The 21,138-nt window shown below is 64.3% G+C and carries 12 protein-coding genes; 7 read left to right on the forward strand and 5 right to left on the reverse strand.

From position 1 onward, the window contains the following. The first annotated feature begins 403 nt into the window (after positions 1 to 403). Positions 404 to 1,588, forward strand: a complete 1,185-nt coding sequence (locus tag GE027_RS18615; RefSeq protein WP_153558728.1) for an MFS transporter — start codon at positions 404 to 406, stop codon at positions 1,586 to 1,588. Between the two features lie 91 nt (positions 1,589 to 1,679). Here the strand turns inward: GE027_RS18615 and GE027_RS18620 are convergent, their stop codons facing one another. Together GE027_RS18620 and panB are read right to left on the reverse strand one after the other, a co-directional pair. After that, positions 1,680 to 3,323, reverse strand: coding sequence for a dipeptidyl-peptidase 3 family protein (locus GE027_RS18620; RefSeq protein WP_202617466.1), 1,644 nt, complete (start codon positions 3,321 to 3,323; stop codon positions 1,680 to 1,682). Positions 3,324 to 3,489: 166 nt separating this feature from the next. Beyond that, a complete protein-coding gene (gene panB, locus GE027_RS18625) occupies positions 3,490 to 4,299 on the reverse strand; it encodes a 3-methyl-2-oxobutanoate hydroxymethyltransferase (protein ID WP_153558730.1) in 810 nt (269 codons plus the stop codon). 423 nt (positions 4,300 to 4,722) lie between these two features. Here panB and GE027_RS18630 point away from each other — a divergent pair, with 423 nt between their 5' ends. Then, complete coding sequence (locus GE027_RS18630; protein WP_153558731.1) at positions 4,723 to 5,328, forward strand: metallophosphoesterase family protein; 606 nt, start codon at positions 4,723 to 4,725, stop codon at positions 5,326 to 5,328. Positions 5,329 to 5,847: 519 nt separating this feature from the next. Here the strand turns inward: GE027_RS18630 and GE027_RS18635 are convergent. Next, positions 5,848 to 9,624, reverse strand: coding sequence for an FG-GAP-like repeat-containing protein (locus tag GE027_RS18635; RefSeq protein ID WP_153558732.1), 3,777 nt, complete (start codon positions 9,622 to 9,624; stop codon positions 5,848 to 5,850). A 116-nt stretch (positions 9,625 to 9,740) separates the two neighbouring features. Continuing rightward, positions 9,741 to 12,449 (reverse strand): aconitate hydratase AcnA, encoded by a 2,709-nt coding sequence (acnA, locus tag GE027_RS18640; protein WP_153558733.1) that lies wholly within the window; start codon positions 12,447 to 12,449, stop codon positions 9,741 to 9,743. Between the two features lie 481 nt (positions 12,450 to 12,930). On the opposite strand from acnA, the gene GE027_RS18645 reads away from it, so the two are divergent. Beyond that, on the forward strand, positions 12,931 to 14,259 hold the full coding sequence (locus tag GE027_RS18645) for a PLP-dependent aminotransferase family protein (RefSeq protein WP_153558734.1): 1,329 nt from the start codon (positions 12,931 to 12,933) through the stop codon (positions 14,257 to 14,259). Between the two features lie 397 nt (positions 14,260 to 14,656). Here the strand turns inward: GE027_RS18645 and GE027_RS18650 are convergent, their stop codons facing one another. After that, positions 14,657 to 15,127, reverse strand: a complete 471-nt coding sequence (locus GE027_RS18650) for a DUF1499 domain-containing protein (protein WP_162006814.1) — start codon at positions 15,125 to 15,127, stop codon at positions 14,657 to 14,659. A 25-nt stretch (positions 15,128 to 15,152) separates the two neighbouring features. Between GE027_RS18650 and GE027_RS18655 the strand changes: the two genes are divergently transcribed. The 4 genes from GE027_RS18655 to GE027_RS18670 all read left to right on the forward strand — a co-directional run bounded on the left by GE027_RS18655 (position 15,153) and on the right by GE027_RS18670 (position 20,943). Then, complete coding sequence (locus GE027_RS18655) at positions 15,153 to 16,499, forward strand: replication-associated recombination protein A (protein ID WP_153558736.1); 1,347 nt, start codon at positions 15,153 to 15,155, stop codon at positions 16,497 to 16,499. 149 nt (positions 16,500 to 16,648) lie between these two features. Continuing rightward, a complete protein-coding gene (locus tag GE027_RS18660) occupies positions 16,649 to 18,061 on the forward strand; it encodes a UTP--glucose-1-phosphate uridylyltransferase (protein WP_153558737.1) in 1,413 nt (470 codons plus the stop codon). A gap of 657 nt (positions 18,062 to 18,718) precedes the next feature. Next, positions 18,719 to 19,981 (forward strand): LL-diaminopimelate aminotransferase, encoded by a 1,263-nt coding sequence (locus GE027_RS18665; RefSeq protein ID WP_153558738.1) that lies wholly within the window; start codon positions 18,719 to 18,721, stop codon positions 19,979 to 19,981. A gap of 221 nt (positions 19,982 to 20,202) precedes the next feature. Beyond that, entirely contained in the window at positions 20,203 to 20,943 is a 741-nt protein-coding gene (locus tag GE027_RS18670) for a GDSL-type esterase/lipase family protein (RefSeq protein WP_153558739.1), read from the forward strand. Positions 20,944 to 21,138 lie beyond the last annotated feature (195 nt).

The raw sequence follows: 21,138 nt of genomic DNA on the forward strand, positions 1-21,138 counted from the left end.
CTCTCCAAAGTCTGGTGACTTCGGCTACGAGCGTGGTGGCGACTTTCGGCGGAGCGAAAGGCGACACTCTCCAAAGTCTGGTGACCTCGGCTACGAGCGTAGTGGCTACTTTCGGCGGAGCGAAAGGCGACACTCTCCAAAGTCTGGCGACCTCGGCTACGAGCGTGGTGGCTACTTTCGGCGGAGCGAAAGGCGACACTCTTTAAAGTCTGGTGACTTCGGCTACGATTTCATTTTTGAGAGACCCAAAATTACCGCGACCGATACTCAAGGAAAGATCCCTCACCCGTTCCCTCCGGCGCCGGCGGCGCCGATCGCGGATCCTGCCCAAGTCAGTCCATCCCGCGTCGATCCGCCCCGCGTCAATCCCGCCGATGTCGGGCGTCCCAAGACCTGGCAACCGATGCAGCTGCCGCTGTTTCGGCTGTTCTGGTTGGCGTCTTTGGCGTCGAACCTGGGGACCTGGATCCACGAGGTGGGGGCCAGTTGGTTGATGACCGATCTGGTGGATTCGCCCGTGATGGTTGCGGCCGTGCGGACGTCGATGTCGTTGCCGATCCTGTTGTTCGCCCTGCCGGCCGGGGTGTTGGCCGACCGCCTGGACCGCCGCCGGTTGCTGATCCTGACGCAGTTGATGATGTTTTCGGTGGCGGCGACGATGGCCGGCCTGTCGTGGGCCGAACGCATAACGCCTTGGGGATTGCTGTTTCTGACCACGCTGATGGGCATGGGCATGGTGTTGCACGTTCCCATGTGGCAGGCGTCGACGCCGGAGCTGGTGCCGCGGCGATTATTGCCGCAGGCCGTGGCGATGGGCAGCATCAGTTTTAACTTGGCTCGTTCGGCCGGCCCGGCGCTGGGAGGCATCTTGGTCGGATCGCTGGGCGCGTGGGCGGCGTTTGCGATGAACGCCTGCTCGTTCGCCGGCGTCCTGGTGGTGCTGGGGCGGTGGAAGCGAACGCGGATGGAGCATGCCAACGGCCAGACCTTCGGGGCGTCGATGGCCGAGGGCCTGCGTTTTGTGACCGGCGACCAGACGATGCGGCACGTCCTGCTGCGGGTCGTGATGTTCGTCCTGCCGGCCAGCGCGATGTGGTCCCAGCTGCCGCTGATCGCGCGGTACCAGTTGCAGTGGGGGTCGACCGGATTCGGATTGTTGATCGGTGGCCTGGGGATCGGAGCCGTATTGGCGGCGACGCAGATCGACTGGGTCCGCCAGCGTCTGGGCAGCGACCGGCTGCTGATGGTGACCGGAATCGTGTTTGCCGCTCTCGTGGTGGGGCTGGCCCTGTCGACTTCCAAGGCGCTGTCGTTTGCGGTGATCGTGCCGCTGGGAGCGTGTTGGATGATCGTCCTGACGACACTGAACGCGACGGCCCAGATGACCCTGCCCCGGCCGCTGCGGGCCCGGGGCATGGCGTGTTACCTGATGAGTCTGGCGTTGGGAATGTCGGGCGGATCGATGCTGTGGGGACAGGTCGCCGAGGTCTACTCGCCGGCGACCAGTGTGTTGGTCGCCGCGGCCATGATGCCGGTGTTGACCTGGGTGGCGAGGAATCTGACGATCGGAACCGCGCTGACGGATTAGGTGGGCGCCGATCGTAGCACGGCTGTCCCAGCCGTGATGGGTGTTTCTCTCGGCTGGGACAGCCGAGCTACTATGGGAGTGGCGACTTCGGCTACAGGCCGAGGACGTCGACGCCTTGTTCGAAGACGACGTCGACGGGGATCCCCAGGTCGCTCAACCGATCCAGTTCGGCTTGCAGCTGGGCGCCGATCACACCCTGTTCGGCCAACAGTTTGCCGGCTCCGGCGTAGTCGCCGTCGCCCTGCAGCCGCAGCAGCACCGTCGACAACTTCTCGGTGGCTTGCTCGAGCCGCTGCATATCGACGCGGTAGTAACCGTCGTCGCCGCGCTGGAACGCACCCTGCTTTTGAAAGAAATTAAAACGGATCATGTTGGCTTTGCCGTGGGCGCTGGAGGCGCCGAAGCGAACGCTGCGAAAGATGCCGGCCATGAACGTGACGTAGTAATCGGCCAGGTCGCCTTCGACTTCGCCTTTGGCGTGCAGCTGGGTGATCATGTGCAGGCCCAGGATGTCGGCCTTGCCTTCTTCGATCGCCGCGTAGTGCTCTTTCAAGGCTTCGCGGGCGGTCTGCGAACCGTCGATCGTGTTCTTGATGCCCAGCCCGTGTGCGACCTCGTGGAACATCGTATTGGCGAAGAAGGCGTCGAAGGTGACGTGATCGCGTTGTTCGGGTGCGATCAATTCGTCGGCGATGGGTTCCAGGATCTGATCGAATTTGGCGCGCATCGCGTTCTTCAGCTGCAAGCGGCGCGTGCCCTTACGCAGCTGGACCTGTTCGTCGTTGGGCAGGTTGATGGCGATGGTTTTTGATCCGGCGTTGCAGTCGCCGGCGTAGTAAACAACGTCGTAGGCGTTCAGTTCGGTATCGGTGCCGGGTTGTTCCCGCCTGTACTGCGGCGGGACCGGCAAACTGGCTTGCAGCTCGGGCAGGAACTGGGCGTAGTGCGCCAGCCGGCGACTCCACTGCTTGTCCTTCAGCAACACATAACACTCGTGCGCCGTTTTGTATCCGAACAGTCTGTCCTCGTAGTTCTCGATCGGACCGATCACCACGTCGATGGTGTTGGTCTTCATGTCCAACCAAGCCAGGTCGCTGGGTTGGTAGTCGTCGGTCAGCAGCGCCTCGGCACGCAGCATCAGGTAGCGGCGCAGGCCGTTGTCCTCGGCCAGCGCCGCGGCCTCGCGCAGCAGTTCGGCGGCCCGCTGAACCTGGGGGGCGAACTGTTCGCGGTAGGGCACCACGATCAACTTGCCCTGGTCATCGCGGCGCAGAAACGTGTACTGGCTGTCCTTGCCGCGCAGCGATGCCGCTTCGAACTCCTCGCGAGTCATGTCTTCGGGGTAGAAGTTCGCGCCGAGTGGCTTCTGGCCCACGCCGGGCAGAAAGGGTTCGTTGCCGCTTAGTCGATCCCAGGGACCGTAATTAATTTCGGCGAAGCGGCGGCCCGCCTGCGAGGGAATCGAACGCAGCAAGGCTTCCCGGTCGCCGTAGGCTTCGTACCAGAAGCAGGCGTCCATGATGTCGGCCGCTTCGATCAACAGCGGCAGCATCCGCTTTTGTTTCTCGCTCAGCGGCGACAGGTCGGCATCGAGACGCACCGTCGCGTACTGCTCAAGCCGCTGGGCAAGCGACGCTTCGGAAGGCTCGGCCGGATCCTGTGTCCAGCCGACCGTGGGCAGGAAAGCAGCGGCCAGCAGGGCGCAGCACAGCGAACGCACGGACGATTGAGTCATTTGCATGATGGTTCCAAGTCGAACTAGCGAGGGGGGGGAGGAAACCAGTGGCATAGGCTTCCAGCCTGTGAAAAGTAGCACGGCTCTCCGAGCCGTGACCGGTAGGAGCTCTCGGCTGGGACAACCGAGCTACTATGGTGGATCTCCTCGGCTGGGACAGCCGAATTTACTGGAAGCTGTGTTTTGATTCGGGGTAGCGACCCTGGCGAACATCGTCGCAGTACTGACGCGTCGCTTCGGCGATCGTTTCGCGCACCTGTGCGTACTGCTTGACGAAGCGCGGCAGGTGACCGGCGGTCAAACCGAGCATATCGTTGGTCACCAGTACCTGGCCGTCGACGTGAGGGCCCGCGCCGATGCCGATCGTGGGCACGTCGAGCGCTTCGGTGATCTGCCGGGCGGCGTCGACCGGGACGCATTCGATCAGGACGGCAAACGCGCCGGCTTGCTGGACGCTGATCGCGTCGTTGACCAGCCGCTCGGTGTCTCGCTGGACGCGATAACCACCGTCTTGATGAACGTTCTGGGGGCGTAGTCCGACGTGGGCCATGACCGGTATCCCGGCCGTCGCCATGGCTTCGATCCGGGCGGCTTGTTCGTGTCCGCCTTCCAGCTTCACCGCTTGGCAGCGCGTTTCTTTCAGGACCCGGGCGCCGGCTTCGAGACTCCGTTCGATCGACATCTGACCTTCGGGAAACGGCAGGTCCACGACGACCAGAGCTCGCTCGGCCGCCCGGCCGACCATCTCGGCGTGGTAGATCATCTGGTCCAGCGTCACCGGCAGCGTGGTCTCGTGACCTTGAACCACCATCGCCAGGGTGTCGCCGACCAGCAGACAGTCCACGCCCGCCTGGTCCAGAGCCTGGGCGGTGGGAAAATCGTAAGCCGTCAGCATCGTGATCGGTTGCCGCTCGCGAGCCATCTGGGCCAGTGAAGCGGTGGTGACGCGAGCCGAAGGAGATTGCTTGGAAGACATACAGTGGGAAACGGTCGGGAGGGGCTGGTAAGCGCGTAAACGAGTGCACCGTTCAGTCTATGCCCTGACCTGCAATGCGTCAGCGCGGGGCGTTAAAGTGTAGTGGCAGAGGCCTCCAGCCTGTGAGGACGGGATACACAGAGCCGTTTGGAGGGGCGTGGGGTAGCCTGGAGGAACCGTGGGCTAGCGCCCTGCGGCTGATGGGGGTCACTCTTTTGCGAGGAACCGTGGGCTAGCGCCCAATGCCACTTCCTTTGTAGCGGAACGGCGCGAGCCGTCCGGTTTTGCGGTGCGAATCTTCACACACCGGGCGGCTTGCGCCGCTCCGCTAACGCTTCAATCGCAAGCGATGGTGAAAGTAGATGGCATTGGGCTCGCGCCCTGCGGCTGATGGGGGCCACTCTTTTGCGAGGATGTTCGACGATGAAGGTGCTTTGTTTCAGCGATTTGCACTGCGACGCCCAGGCGGCGAAGCGGTTGGTTGACTTGGCTCGGGATGTGGATGTGGTGGTCGGCGCCGGCGACTTTGCCAATCGTCATCGCGGTCTGCCCGATACGCTGGACGTGCTGGCCGCGATCACCAAGCCAGCCGTCCTGGTGCCCGGCAACGGAGAGACGGTCGAAGAGCTGCGCGATGCGGTCGAGGCGGCTCGGTGGGCCAGCGCGACGGTGCTGCACGGCGGAGGCTGCAGCGTGGCCGGGCTGTCGTTCTGGGGCGTCGGTGGCGGGATCCCGGTCACCCCGTTCGGCGACTGGAGCTACGACTTCGACGAACAGCAAGCCGCCGAGATGTTGGCCGGATGCCCCCAAAACGGTGTCCTGGTCGTTCACTCACCACCGCTCGATACGGTCGACCAGGATGCCGACGGCCGAGTCCGCGGCTCACAGGCGATCCGGGACGCCGTCCTGGAAAAGCAGCCGCGGCTGGTCGTCTGTGGCCACATCCACAGCGACTGGGAAAAGCAAGTGAAGCTGGGCGAGTCGCTGGTTCTGAACGCCGGACCAAGAGGGGTGGTGGTTGGTTGTTAGTTGTTAGTTGTTAGTTGTTAGTTGTTAGTTGTTAGTTGTTAGTTGTTAGTTGTTGGTTGTTGGTTGTTGGTTGTTGGTTGTTGGTTGTTGGTTGTTAGTGGCGAGTGGCGAGTGGCGAGTGGCGAGTGGTGAGTGGTGAGTGGTGAGTTGCTCGTGCTCGTGCTCGTGCTCGTGCTCGTTTGCTCGTGCTCGTTTGCTCGTTTGCTCGTTTGCTCGTTCGCTCGTTCGTTCGTTCGCGGTTGCGCCTGAGCGGTGGGGCGCGACAGGCGTTTGCGCCGGAGCCCCCTCACCCCCGACCCCTCTCCCCCGAAGCCTGGCTCGCTTGGGCTCGCCAGGATTCGGGGGAGAGGGGAGAAAGTGTTTTTCCACGAGGAGCGTTGTCATGGCTAAGTGTCAACAACCACGAACCGCCTTTTACTACCTGCCAACCATCAACCATCAACCATCAACCATCAACCATCAACCATCAACCATCAACCATCAACCATCAACCATCAACCATCAACCATCAACTAACAACTAACGTCGCCAGAAGTCGCGGAAGCGTTGTTGGCGGGTTCGCCCGGGGGCGTTCAACTGGCGGACGGCCTCGGCCTGCTCCGCTTGTTCCGGCGGCGGCGGGTAGCCGCTCATCTCGCGGAAGGGCAGCGGATCGAATTGCTGGCCGGTCAGGGTGTTCAGGTCGGCGTCCTTGTCCCAGCCGACGCTGTGCAGTACGAAGTCCCGCCGCCATCCGGGGCGCAGCGGTTCGGCCGGCAGCGAGAACTTCAGCCGGATTTCGTCCCCGGCGCCCATCACGACCATCGCGTCGTCCCACTCGCCGAGCAGCGGCAGGACGTCGCCGTAGCCGGTCAGCAGGCCGCGCAGCGGAGGCCAACGCGGCTGGGAACTGGCTGCCGCGTAGTCGTAGGTTTCGGGCAAACGTTCGTCGTCGCGGATGCGTTTGGAAAACCCGTGCCAGGTCAGCTCCGCGCTTTCCAGACGCAGCGGTTGTTCGACGATCGGCGGCTCGGCCGGATTGATCGCCACCGCCGCCCGGTCCCAGTAGATCTGCGCCGAGGTGCGAATGCGAACTCGCGGATCGGCCGCATTGATGTGTTCGCTCAGGTCGACCACGATCGTCTTGGTCTTGCCGCCGGGAAAGCCCATGAAGGGGATCGCTTCGCGCCACTGCTGTCCATCGGGAACCCACACCGAGGGCGGTTCGACCGCGGGCAGATCGGGGTTCTGGTCGATCTGGATATTCAGCGACGTGTCGGTGGGCAGGATCCATCCGCACAGTACCAACAGGACGCGATCGCCGTCGGCCACCTCGCCCAGATCTAGATCGATCCAGTGCGGTGGACACAGGCCCTGGCGGAGCCGCGCGTCGAAGCCTTTGACGAAGCGTTGGTCTTCGGCCGCAAGCGTCTCGCTGACGTCCCGGCCGTGGGTGTCGAGCGCTGCGTTGACGGGCCGCAGGCTGGCCGGGTCGAAGGCAAAGATCGTGTGCTGGGCGATCGAGCCGGGGCCGACCTTCTCGTTGGTAAAGATCTCGACGTCCGCGGGATGGTCCACAGCCGACAACTGGACGTGGTCGAAGTAAACGGCTTCCCACAGCTCTTCGGTAATCCGCAGCTCGTAGTGGCCATCGCGGGGAGCGACAAAGCGGCCGGGAACCTTCAGGTATTCCCAGGGGCGATCCGGTGCGACCACACCGTCGGCCAGCTGCAAACCCAACGGCGCGGCCCACAGGCAATCGGTGACGAAGGCAAACTTCTCGCCGTCCCAGGCGTACAGATATGGACAGGACCCTTTCAGGGTTTGCTCTTCGTCCAGCACCGCGTCGACCGGTGGGGCAACCGTGTTCTGGGTGATGCCGTTGGGCAGGATGGCTCGCACGGTGTCGACGCCGTCGTATCCGTCGATGCCGAAGTGGGTCGTCCGGTCGGTGATCACGCGGGCGCGGTAGTGCGGCCCAAAACGCAGCTCCAGCACCGTGCCGATGCCGTAGTGGTTGATGCGGCCGGAGTTCTCGTTGTTGTCATTCTTGCCGCGGAAACGAACGCCCAGGTAATGTCCGGCGCGGGGCGTCGTGTTGATCGCCGTCCAGACCTGGCCGTCGGCGATGCCGACCACGTCCTGCAGGCCATCGCCGTTCAGGTCGCAGGCAGCCAGGTCGGTCGTGTGCGGTGGCAGGTCGGCCTCCAGCGGCAGCGGTCGCTGGCCCCAGGGTCCGAGTGAATAGGCCGACGCGGTCGGGGCGGAATTCTGTGGGGCGTCGTCCGAGCCTGCGGCGGGCGGCGGCGCGGTGCGGAGCAGGTTCAGCCAGGAATCGTTGTTCAAGTCGGCTAGCAAGCTGGCGCCGGCGGCGGCCTGCACTTCGGCAACCGTCGTCACGTCCACTTGGCCGGCGCCCGGGGTCTGGGTGAAGACGATCCGAGCGGCTTCGGCTCCGGCCGCGACGATGTCCCAGGACACGTCGCCGTCGACCTCCTCCAGCTGGACCAGCGACGGTTCGGCCAGCGGCGGAATGTCCTCCAGCGGTTTCCAGCGGAACTGCAAGTGCAACAGGTTTTCCAGAACCGCCACACGGCCGCTGTTTCCGTGCAGCAGCAGCACGTCCAGGTCCAGGTCGCGGTCGTAGTCGCCGATCGCGGTGGCCACGACCGGGTCGTCGGCCGGCGGCAGCGAGCTGTGCTCGGTGACTTCGAAGAAGGTCATGTTGCCGCGATTGATCCAGATTCGCAGGCCGTCGCCGGGCGTTGCCAACAACAGGTCCAAGTCGCCATCGGCATCCAGGTCGCCGGCGGTCACGCCCGTGACCGGTCCGACCGATTCCAAGCCCGAGGGGGCGGTGGGCGGCAGCAGACGCCGGTCCTCGGCGGCCTCGTCGCGGCCGTCGATGCGAAACAGCTGGACGCCCGAGCCGCCGAAAACGACGACGCTGGGGTAGGTCTCGTGTTGCCTGGACCGAGCCGCGGCGGTGGCGGCATCGGCATCGGGCGCAGCGGGCCGGCGCAAGCGGCCCGGTTCGCCGGCGTCGACCATGTACAGGTCCGTGATCAACACGCCGGCCGCATTCTCGGGGACTTCGGTCACGGCGAACGATTGCCACGCGGCCTCGCGCCAGCGCCACAGCGTCAGGCGTCCTGCGGCGACGGTGGCCAGATCGGTGATGCCGTCCAGGTCGAAGTCGCGGGTGGCAAAGGCGGTCGCGGAGATCGGTTCGGGGGTCGGCTGCAGCCGTAGCTCGACGCCGCCGGCGGTGTCCGGTTGTTCGCCCGCGGAGGCTTCGGCGGCCAAGCGCCGCAGGCCGTCGAAGGAAAGCAGATCGAGGGCGTTGGGGTGAGCACGTTTGCGGTCGGTGCGAACGATTTCCGTCGGTGTTAGAACGTTGCGAATCTGTTGAGCGAGGATGGCCGCGCGGGCCCAATTGTCCTGGGCGATGGCTTCGCGGATCGCGGCGGTTTGTGTTTCCATGAAACCGCTGTCGGCCGAAGCGTATCGCTGGAGCAGTCCGCCCAGCGGAATCGTCAAGTCTTCGACGCGGTCGACTAGCTGAGGGGCTCGCGGATCTTCCGCTTTCAACAGCCGCACCATGGTTTCGATCGCGAGAAAGAGATTCCGCGGGTATCGCTCCGACGTCTCGTACAGCACGTCGACATAGCGGCCGGCGATCGCATCGGGCAGGCCCGCGGCGGCATCGTCCAGCAGGCTGGCCAGGTCGGTCAGCGGACCGACCATGATCAACGGCTCCGGCGCCCGCTCGATCCGGTCGGCCAACTGCAGGAAGGCGTCGACGCGCGCCTGTTGTTGTTGTGCGGCCGGCAATTGATTGGCTCGTTGCATCGCGACCATGGCCTGCATCCAGCCGACCAGTTGTGGTTGGCCGTCGCTCTGAGCATAGGCGTCGATGGCCTCGCGGGCCGCTTGGGCGGCGGCGGGCAGCCGGCTCTGGGCCTCGGACCGCTGGTCCGGGGTGAGCGTGCCGTCGTACAGCCGCGCCGACAGCTGGCTCACGGCCGAGACGCGGTTCAGGGCGGCGTTGCGAAGCGCGTCCAGGTCGCCGGAGCGGAGCCGCAAGACATCCGACCAGCGTTGGTCCGCCGTTTCGACGTCCAGGTTCTCGGTGGCGGCCAGCGCGGCCCGCGTGGTTTCGAAAGCCAGCTGGGGGTCGTGCGGCGTTGGTTCGCCGGGGTCCGCGTCATCGCTGCGAATCAGCCAGAGGATGCCGGCCAGCAGCGCCAGGGCCACCGCCGCCACCGCGATCCAGGCGGCGCGGCCGCGTCGTTGTCGTCGTCGGCCGAACTGCATCGTTGTATCCTTCAGAGGGAACACCGGATCCGGTAGCCGAAGTCGCCAGACTTGGGGCTGTTCGAGGCTAGGCTGTCCCAATTCTGGCGAATTCAGCTACGTCGTGGTGGCGCCGCTTATTGGCCTCGGGCCAGGTTTCGCAGCACCGTGGGCAGGATTCCGCCGTTGCGGTAGTACTGCATCTCCACCGGCGTATCGATTCGCACCAGGCAGTCAAAGCTGGTGGTCGTGCCGTCGGCGGCGGTGGCTGTGACGGTGATCCGGCTGCGCGGCTGGAGGTCGTTGTCCAGGGCGGCGATGTCGTAGGTTTCTTCGCCGGAGAGGCCCAGCGATTCCCAGGACTCGCCGTCGGCGAACTGCAGGGGCAACACGCCCATGCCGACCAGGTTGCTGCGGTGGATCCGTTCATAACTGGCTGCGATCACGGCCTTGACGCCCAACAGCATCGTGCCCTTGGCCGCCCAGTCGCGGCTGCTGCCGGTGCCGTACTCTTTGCCGGCCAGGACGATCAGGGGTGTGCCTTCGCTGCGGTACTGCATGGCCGCATCGTAGATGCTGGTCACTTCGTCGCCGGGCAGTTTACGGGTCACGCCGCCTTCGGTGCCGGGGGCCAGTTGGTTGCGGATGCGGATGTTGGCGAACGTGCCTCGCACCATCACGCGGTCGTTGCCGCGGCGGCTGCCAAAGCTGTTGAACTCGCGAGGTTCGATGCCTTGTTCCTGCAGGTATCGGCCGGCCGGTCCGTCCTTGGCGATCGCTCCGGCCGGAGAGATATGGTCGGTCGTCACCGAGTCGCCCAGCAGGGCCAGCACGCGAGCCGATTTGATCGGCGCGATATCGGGAACTTCGGGCGTCAGTTCGGACAGGAACGGTGGTTCCTGGATGTAGGTGCTGGACGGTTGCCAGTCGAAGATCGCCGATTGTTCGACTTCGATGCTGTTCCAGTGCGCGTCGCCGGCCACGGCTTCGGAGTATTCCTTGACGAACATCTCGGGTTTGACCGTTTCCCGTACCGTCTGGAGGACCTCTTCGCTGCTGGGCCAGAGATCCTTGAGGAACACTTTGTTGCCCTCGCTGTCGGTGCCCAGCGGATCGTTCACCAGGTCGATGTCGGTGGTTCCGGCCAGAGCGTAGGCGACGACCAACGGCGGGCTGGCCAGGTAGTTGGCGCGGGTCAGCGGATTGACGCGGCCTTCGAAGTTACGGTTACCGCTCAGCACGGCCGAGGCGACCAGGTCGCCGCTGGTGATGGCTTCGGCCACCGGTTCGGGCAGCGGCCCGCTGTTGCCGATGCAGGTGGTGCAGCCGTAGCCGACGGTCTGAAAGCCCAGGCTGTTGAGCGCATCGGTCAGGCCGGCGCGATCCAGGTAATTGGTCACCACGCGCGAGCCCGGGGCGAGGCTGGTCTTGACGTGCTCGGGCACCTTCAGCCCCCGCTCGACCGCCCGCTTGGCCAGCAAGCCGGCGCCGATCATCACCGAGGGGTTGCTGGTGTTGGTGCAGGAGGTGATCGCCGCGATCACGACCGCCCCGTGGGTCAGCTCCGCCGAATGGCCGTTGTTGCGGAAGGTGCCGGTGCGAGCCAGTTCGGTGTCGTCGAGGCCAAAGCCCTTGGCTCCGACCGGTGCCGACAGCGAGGTGCGGAAGTCGTCCTGCATCTGCCGCAGGGCGACGCGGTCCTGGGGCCGTTTGGGGCCGGCCAACGACGGTTCGATCGTGCTCAGGTCCAGCGACAGGCTCTTGGTGTAGTTCAGCGGTGCGTCGTCGTCGCGGCGGAACAGACCCTGCTCCTTGGTGTAACGCTCGACCAACTGAGCCTGGGCGTCGCTGCGGCCGGTCATCCGCAGGTACTCCACCGTCACCTCGTCGACCGGGAAGAAGCCCATGGTCGCACCGTACTCGGGCGCCATATTGGCCAGCGTCGCCCGGTCGGCCAGGCTCATTTTGGAAACGCCGGGGCCGAAGAACTCCACGAACTTGCCGACCACGCCTTCGGATCGCAGCACTTCGGTCACCCGCAGCACCAGGTCGGTCGCGGTGGCGCCGGTGGGCAGCGCGCCGGTCAGTTCGAATCCGACCACTTCGGGCATCAGCATGTACAGCGGTTGGCCCAGCATATTGGCTTCGGCTTCGATCCCGCCGACGCCCCAGCCCAGCACGCCCAGGCCGTTGATCATCGTCGTGTGGCTGTCGGTACCGACCAGGGTGTCGGGCATCGCGACCTGCTCGTCGCCGACCTTTCGCAGCGAGACCACGCCGGCCAGGTACTCGAGGTTGACCTGATGCACGATCCCGACGTTGGGCGGAACGACGCGAAAGTTCGCAAAGGCCTGCTGGCCCCATTTGAGGAACTCGTACCGTTCGCGGTTGCGCTGGAATTCGATATCGACGTTTCGCTTGAGCGCGTCGGGGGTGCCGAAGAAATCCACCTGGACGCTGTGGTCGATGACCAGATCGACCGGGATCAGCGGATTGATCTTTTCCGGATCGCCGCCCAGACGCTGCATGGCACTGCGCATCGCGGCGAGATCCACCACGGCGGGAACGCCGGTGAAGTCCTGCAGCACCACCCGCGAGGGCTTGAAGGGGATCTCCTGCTTGTCCGGGTCCGCCGCATTCCAGCCGGCCAGATTGCGGACATCCTGCTCGGTGACGGCAAAGCCGTCGCAGTTGCGCAGGACGGCTTCCAGCAGGATGCGGATCGAGAACGGCAGGCGATCGATCTGGCCTAAGCCAGCTTCTTGCAGGCGGCTGAGGCGGTAGATCGTTGCGGGACCATTGCCGGTTTCAAACGTGTCGCGGGCGCCAAACGGATCAGAACTCACTAGCAAACCACCTTAAAATCGAACGAGCTGTAAATGACGAGCCCATTCTAGCGATCGCTGGCGCCGCTGCGAATAGCCTTACTACTTCTTGCGGTGACGGATCTTGGCGCGCATGCGACGCTTCTTACGACCAACTTTGCGACGACCTTTGCCTGTCTTTTTTGTACCCATCCAGTCAACGGCTCCCTACTGATAATGATGTAAATAAATCCTCGGGCGACGTGCAGAGACCACGCCGCGATTTTGGAATCCTAGCAGGATGTTCCGCAAACACAATGCCACTGTGGATGAATCGCCCCAACGGCTCAGTGCTGGGAGGATGGTGCGGCGGTGAAGTATTATGGACGGACCGCACGGTAAAGCCCTTCCCGGTCCTGAGAGACCGACCCTCCCAGGGGGAGGGTGATCGCGGTGTGTAGACATCAATGCCCGAGAGGGAGGGTGTCATTCCTTTCCTTCGATTCCAGCGAGAACTAGCGATATGGCGATTCCTGAATGGGCCGTCGAACAAGTGAAACGTCAACTCCGCGACGTGGCGGCCCAGCTGAAGAACCCCGAAGCGGTCCAGCAGCTGCGGGATCGCGCCGGAGAATGGCTGCAGGAGCTGCCGCAGGCGGCCCGAGAGGCTTGGCAGCAGGCGCGAGACGGAGCCCAGGCGGGGCCCGGTCGCCGTCCCGGCTCCGCTCTGGGGACGGCCGTCGTCAATGCCAGCGGCGTGTTCTACGGCGGAGCGGTCAGCGCCACACCGGTTGCCGCGGCAGCCGTTGCCGCGGGGACGGACAACCTGGCTTCCTTTCGCACCGCTCGCCACAGCTCGCGCGATTGGTTCGAGCAGGAAGCGAGCCGCGTGGCCCGGCGCGTGGGCTGTGAACGCATGCTGGTGGCCAGCGGCGTCGAAGCGGCCGTGTGGGCCTTGGCGGAAGTCGCCAAGCGGCGCCGGGCGACGGTGCTGGTGCCACGATGTTGTGCCATCGCTCTGGCCGGCGGGATGAGTCTGCCGGAATGGTTGGTCGCCGCCGGAGCGTCGGTGCGCGAGATCGGCTCCAACGACGGACTGGACGCCGAGCAGTGGAAGCGGGCCGACGCCGGCGAGCGCGATGTGTTGTTGGTGGCCGAAGATCCGGCTCGTCTGGGCCTGGTCGGCTCGCAGGTCCAGTGCACGCTGGTCAGCCTGATTCGCGGCGCCAGCGTCGAACCGCTCGGCGGCGACGTTTCGCCCGCTCCGCCCACCTTCGCCCAATTGCTCGACGGCGCGACCGACATGGTCATCACCTCCGGCGGCGGCCTGCTGGGTGGGCCCGAGTGCGGTTTGATCATGGGCCGGCGGCCGGTGCTCGACGAGATCGCTGCGACGGAGCTGTGGTCGATCATTCAAGCCGATGCGGCCACGCAAACGATGTTGTTGGTGGCGGCCCAGCGGGCTGCGGGGAAAGCCACCGAGCGGGCGACGCCGGTCGCGGAGCTGCTGGAGACGTCGATCGACAACCTGCGACACCGCGCGGAAAACCTCTGCACCCGGTTGGCCGCCGCCGACGAATCCGACGGCGGCGTGATCCGCCGCTGCCTGGTCACCGACCGGCCCGCCCGCCTAGTCGCCGGAGCCCCCTACGAGGTCAGTTCGCGGCAGCTGCGCTTGCAGCACGTCACGCTCTCGCCGCAGAGCTGGGCGGCGCAGCTGCTGGATCAAACGCCAGCGATCTTGGCCGATGTCGACGACGATGCCCTCGTGCTGGACCTCCGCTGGGTCGACGCCGCCCAAGACGCCGCCCTGGCCAGCGCGTTGGTGGGAGGATTGCAAATTGCAAATTGAACATTGCAAATTTGCTGACTCCGGCGGATTCTATGTACGAACAAAGTCGTTTACTCCCCTCTCCCCCGAAGCCTGGTGAGCCTAAGCGAGTCAGGCTTCGGGGGAGAGGGGTTGGGGGTGAGGGGGAATGCAGAGCAGCAGCACCATTGCCGTATCTCGAGGCGGTGCACGACCCTGGGGATCGTACGCCAAGAGCCATTGCGTTGCACCCGAGCCCCCTCACCCCCGGCCCCTCTCCCACCACTGCTTCACTCGCTGACGCTCGCGGCGCAGCGGGGGAGAGGGGAGAAAACGTTGCATTCTATCGCTCCGAGCCATACATAGATTCCGCCGGAGTCAGCAAATTTGCAATGTTCAATTTGCAATTTGCAGTTTGCAATCTCCCCTCTCCTCTTCCTCACATTCGTTCCCGAACGCCTCGAACCAGGTCTCGGATGTTCCGGGGGTTTTGGCCCAGGTCGCCCTTGCCCACGCGCGATTGACTGTGGACCGTCAGGGTGGTCTCGCCTGAATCGGGCTCACGGCGAATCGTCACGTGGATGTCGTCGGTGAAGCGGAAGATGCGGGTGCGCCGCGTCAGGTGGATGCGGATCCCGCCCTCGGTGTCCTCCTGCTGCTCGACCTTCCATCGCGGCCGCTGCTCGGCCCACTCGCGGACCGCTTCGGCGACCTGCTCTGCCAGCCGGTCCACCCTCAGCGGCCGCTGGTCGGGATGTTCGGCCGCCGGGTCGGTCGCGGCGGTGTTGGTGGTGAAGTCGCGGCGCCAGTCGTCGACCAACCAGGCCATCCAGACCAGCGTAACCGAGGCCATGGCCAGTATCCCGCAGCCGCGAGGACGTTTAATCTGCAGGTGTGTTTTGCTTGTCATCTTGATCGTCGATGCGGGGAGTCTCATGAACCTGTTTGCCCAGTCCGAAGCCGAGAACCTGAACGAGGCAAAGCCGTTGGCCGCTCGGATGCGCCCGCAGCGGCTACGCGACCTGGTCGGCCAACAGCATATCCTCGGGCCCGGGAAACTATTGCGGCGGATGATCGATGCGGGACGATTGGGTTCGATCATCCTGTACGGTCCGCCGGGAACCGGCAAAACCACGGTCGCTCATCTGTTGGCCCGCGAAACCGAAGGCGCCTTCCGCCAGCTTAGCGCCGTGGCCAGCGGGGTCAAGGAAGTTCGCGAAGTGATGCAGTGGGCGCGGGACTGCGTGGCCGCCGGCGACGGCCGACCGATCCTGTTCATCGACGAGATCCACCGCTTTTCCAAATCCCAGCAGGATGTGCTGTTGCCGGACGTCGAAGACGGCGTCGTCAATCTGGTTGGGGCGACGACCAGCAACCCGTACTTTTCGGTCAACGCCGCGCTGCTGAGCCGCAGTCAGCTGTTTCAGTTGGAAGCGTTGTCGGCGGAAGAAATCGCCACGCTGCTGCGGCGAGCGATCGAAACGCCCGGGCGGGGACTGGGCGATTGGAAGATCCAGGCCGATCCGCAGGCCATCGAATTTCTGGCGACCATCTGCGAGGGCGATGCCCGGCGGGCGCTGACCGCCCTGGAGATCGCCGTGCTCAGCTCCACCGAAACGGGCTCCGCCACCGAAACGGGCTCCGCCCAGAGCGGTGCGGTGCATCTGACCGAAGCGTTGGTGCGGGAATCGGTCCAGCAGAAGCAGGTCGGTTACGACGGCAGCGGTGACGACCACTACGACTTGGCCAGCGCCCTGATCAAGAGCATCCGCGGCAGCGATGTCGACGCCGCCCTGTACTGGTTGGCCCGGATGCTCGAAGGCGGCGAGGACATCCGTTTTATCTGTCGCCGGTTGGTGATTTTGGCCAGCGAAGATATCGGCAACGCGGACCCGCACGCCCTGTCGCTGGCCGTGGCGGCGATGCAGGCCTGCGAGTTCGTCGGCTTGCCCGAGTGCCAACTGACGCTCAGCCAGTGCGTGGCGTACCTGGCCTGTGCGCCCAAGAGCAACGCGGCCACCACGGCCATCTCCGCCGCTCGCCGCGATGTGCGCGAAGGCCAGACCGTGCCCGTTCCCAAACACCTTCGCGATGCCCATTACGGCGGAGCCAAGCAGATGGGCCACGGCGAAGGCTACCGCTCGGCGCACAACGCTCCCGATGGCATCGCCGCCCAGGATTATCTGGGCGTCGACCGCGTGTACTACGAACCCACCGATCGCGGCTTCGAAGCCGAGCTGCAGGCGCGGCTGGAAACGATCCGCCAGCGGTTGAAGTCGTAGCCCTGCCAGGTGGCTTGCCGCGCCTGTCGATTTCGTCGAAAACGCACGGCTCACTAAATCGACAGGCCATTGCCGCGCCGGTACGCTTACCTTGAGTACCTTGCCGTAAGCCTTCGATAACCTGTTTCCTCTAGAACAACTTGATGCACATGAGTTTGCCACCAAACGCGGATCTCCCGACCCTGCGAAACCACTTGGCCCAGTATTCCCAGTCGCACCTGGTTCAGTTCTGGGAGCAATTGTCGGCGCAGGAGCAGGATCGCTTGCGGAAGCAATTGGCCGAGATCGACTTCGAGCAATTGGCTCAGTTGGTCGCCGGCAAGGACGACGAAGTGGACTTTGCGGCGCTGGCGGCGCGCAGCACGCCGCCGCCATCGGTCGACGCCCGGGGCGAGGGAGCCGACTGGACGGTCGAGCAGGCGTTGGCGAAAGGCCGCGAGGCGCTCTCGCAAGGGCAGGTCGCCGCGGTCATCGTCGCCGGCGGACAGGGGACGCGGCTGGGCTTTGACAAACCCAAGGGCATGTTCCCGATCGGCCCACTGTCGGAGCGGACCTTGTTCCAGATCTTTGCCGACCGTCTGTTGGCCATCGGCGACGCGTTCGGCGTATCGATTCCACTGTACTTGATGACCAGTCCGGCAACGCACGACGAGACCGTGGCGTATTGGGAAGAGAACCAGTGGCTGGGGATGTCGCCCGATGACGTGCGTGTCTTTTGCCAAGGGACGATGCCGGCGGTCGATGCTCGTTCGGGCCGCGTGCTGTTGGCCGATAAGGACCAGATCGCGCTCAGTCCCGATGGTCACGGCGGCACCGTCGCGGCGCTAAAAAAATCCGGCTGCCTGGCCGATGCGCAGCGCCGTGGCGTGCGGTACCTGTCCTACGGTCAAGTCGACAACCCGCTGGTCTACCTGTGCGATCCCGGCTTGATCGGCCATCACATCGCCGCCGACAGCGAGATGACCACGCAGGTGGTCCGCAAGCGTTATCCGACCGAGAAGGTCGGCAACGTCGTCCTGGCCGACGGCAAGGTTCAGATCATCGAGTACAGCGACTTGCCCGAGGAAGCCGCTCATCAAAAGGACGACGACGGCCAGTTGAAACTGTGGGCCGGCAGTATCGCGGTGCACGTCTGCGACGTCGACTTCTTCCAGCGGATGAGCGACCAGGCCGACGCCCTGCCCTTCCACCGCGCCAACAAAAAGGTGCCCTACATCGACGAGCACGGCGATCAGGTCTCGCCCGAGCAGCCCAACGCGATCAAGTTCGAGCGGTTTATTTTCGACCTGTTGCCGGCGGCCAAGAACGCGTTCGTGGTCGAAGGCTTGCCCGAGGATGTGTTTGCGCCGGTCAAGAACGCCGACGGAGCCCCGGCCGACACGCCCGAGCTGGCTCGGCAGGCCATGGTCGAACAGGCTCGCCGCCAATTAGAGGAGGCGGGCATCGAAGTGGCCGAGGGCGTGCAGGTGGAGATCAACCCCCGCTTTGCCCTCGACGCCGAGGCGCTGCGCAGCAAGCTGGCCGGAACGAAGCGGATCGAGCGGGACACGTACTTCCAGTAACGCACGGCGCCTTTCCGTAAACGTTGGGCGGTCCACAGCGGTCGCGCTTGTGAAACCCGCCATCCGCGGTTCGGGCGCTAGCCCACGGTTCGATCAGCCGCAGGGCGCTAGCCCACGGTTCGATCCACGCAACACATCACGGCAGGCGCCAGACCACAGAACCGTACGCTAGCGCGTCGCGGCTGATAGACGCATCAGCCGCAGGGCGCTAACCCACGGTTACGCCAGTTGCGAAGCAACGACCGTCGATAGCCTGGGATGCTAATCCCAGGTCGGCTACACCCCACCCCACGGATAGTCGCGAAGCGACGACCTTTGGCTTGCGCGACACAATTCCTCGATGGACGCTCTAAGGCACGAGCACAAACGACTGCCGTCGCTCCGCGACTCCCGACGTATCTTGGGGGGCTCCTACCTCGGATTGCCATCCGAGGCTATCAACTGCCATCGCTTCGCGATTCAGCGCGTTGCGGCAGGCTCCAGAGCACAGAACCGGACGCTAGCGCGCCAGCGGCTGATAGACGCATCCGCGGTTCGGGCCGCGGTTGCCGAAGCAACCTGGTTTGGTAGGCTGGCGGCTCGTTTACCGGTTCCCAGCCGTTTCAGACTGTTCGCCCGCCGCGGCAGTCCCCCCCTCGTTAAGCTTCCACTGAAACCATGTCCACGACGCAGCAGAGCACGACCGACGCCGCCGATCCTTATTTCCAACAGTTGTTCGCCGACCGCATCGGAGGTGCCGAGTACGGCAAGGGCACGGCGATCTACAAGTTCGAAAAGATCAAACGCGCCAAACGCAAGGCGTTGGCTGATCATCCCGACCGCCAACTGCTGGACTTTGGCATCGGCGAAAACGATTCGATGGCCGCCCCGCAGGTTCGCCAGACCATGGCGGCGGAGATCGACAAGCCCGAGAACCGCGGTTATGCCGACAACGGGGTGGCCGAATTCAAGGCCGCCGCAGCCCGCTTCATGCAGCGCCAGTTCGGCGTGACACTCGATGCCGACACCCAGGTGAATCACTGCATCGGCAGCAAACCGGCTTATGCGATGTTGCCGGCCTGCTTTATCAATCCCGGCGACGTGACCTTGATGACCGTTCCCGGGTACCCGGTGGCCGGCACGCATACGCAGTACTACGGCGGCGAAGTCTTCAAGTTGCCGCTGTTGGCCGAGAACGATTTTCTGCCCGACTTGGACCGCGTACCCGAAGACGTGTTTCGCCGCACCAAGATGTTGGTGTTGAACTATCCCAACAGCCCCACCGGACGGACCGCTCCGGCGGAATTCTTCGAACGCGTTGTGGCCTTGGCCAAAGAGAAGCAGTTCATCGTTGTGCACGATGCGGCCCACATCATGCTGACCTTTGACGGTCCGCCGCGCAGCTTCCTGCAGACGCCCGGCGCCCTGGACGTGGGCGTCGAAGTGCATTCGATGAGCAAGGGCTATGACATGATCGGCTGGCGGATGGGCTGGGTGTGCGGTCACGAGCGGATCGTGCAGGCCTTTGCCGACGTCAAGGACAACAGCGACAGCGGCCAATTCATCGCCACCCAAAAAGCGGCCGCGGCGGCCCTCGACGACGACTCGATTCCCACCGCGGTGGCCAGCAAGTACCGTCGCCGGCTGGAAAAGTTGGTCGCCGTTTTGAAGGATTGCGGATTCCAGTGCGAGATGCCCGGCGGCACGTACTTCCTGTACACGGCCGCTCCCAAGGGCACCGAAGACGGCGTCTCGTTCGACGCCGCCGAGGATGCCACGCGTCACCTGATCGAACAGCACGGTATCGTGACCGTGCCCTGGGACGACGCCGGAGCGTACCTCCGCTTCAGCGTCACCTACGAGGCCGCCGACGAAGCGGCCGAAGATGCCTTGATGCAGGAAACGCGCCAGCGACTTTCGGCCGCCAAGTTGAAGTTTTGAAGTTTTGAAGTTTTGAAGTTTTGAAGTTTTGAAGTTTTGAAGTTTTGAAGTTTTGAAGTTTTGAAGTTTGCGGCGAACTGAGCCGCTTGTTGGGCTCCGGGCCAGTGGGGTGTGGGGCGCGGTCACGGTGCGCAGGCGAACGAGGGGACAGTGCGGCCCAGGCGGTGACTAAACTGTTCGGAGCATGATTGTGTGTTCCCTACCCTGTTTTGGAGTTTTCCATGCGACGCTTCGTGCTGTGGACTTTGATTTCCTGCTGCGTGCTGAGTACCGCCAGTGCTGACGACGACCGTGTACCGGCCGAGCCGTCGACCGAGACCGACTCGGCCGTGTTCGCTCCTTATGAAGCGGCGGCGGTCAAACGCTGGGAAACCACGATTGCTGCCCTGGAGCGGTTGGATGTGGAGCAGTCGCATCCCGAGGAGGCCATCCTGTTTGTGGGCAGCAGCAGCATTCGCTTGTGGGAAACGCTGGCCCAGGACATGCACCCCTACCCCACGATTCGTCGCGGTTACGGCGGCGCCAAATTCTCGGACCTCGCCGTATTCGCCGAGCGACTGATTCAGCCGCATCGTTACGGTGCGCTGGTCCTGTTCGTGGCCAATGACGTTTCGGGTGGCGACGACGATCGCACGCCTGAAGAGGTGACCGAATTGCTCGAGTACGTGATCGGGGTCTCGCGCCGGCACCAGCCCGAGGCCCCGGTGTTTGTGCTGGAGATCACGCCTACCGAGCGGCGCTGGGATGTGTGGCCGCAGATCCGCGACGTCAACTCGGCGATGCGCCAGTTGTGCTTGACCACGCCCCACACGTACTTTGTCCCCACGGCCGATTATTTCCTGGACCCGCAGAAGCAGCCGCGACCGGAATTGTTTCGCGAAGATAAATTGCATCTGACCCACGACGGGTACAAAGTTTGGACGAAACTGTTGAAGCGTCGGTTCGAGGAAGTGTTGCAGTAGGCCGTCTATCAGCCGCTGGCGCGCTAGCGTCCGGTTCTGTGGTCTGGAGCCTGCCGCAACGCGCTGAATCGCGAAGCGATGGCAGTTGATAGCCTCGGATGGCAATCCGAGGTAGGAGCTTACAGCGTCCATCGAGGAATTGCGTCGCGCAAGCCAACGGTCGTCGCTTCGCGACTATCCGTGGGGTGGGGTGTG

The organism is Roseimaritima sediminicola, from assembly GCF_009618275.1.
GTDB classification, from domain to species: Bacteria; Planctomycetota; Planctomycetia; order Pirellulales; family Pirellulaceae; genus Roseimaritima; species Roseimaritima sediminicola.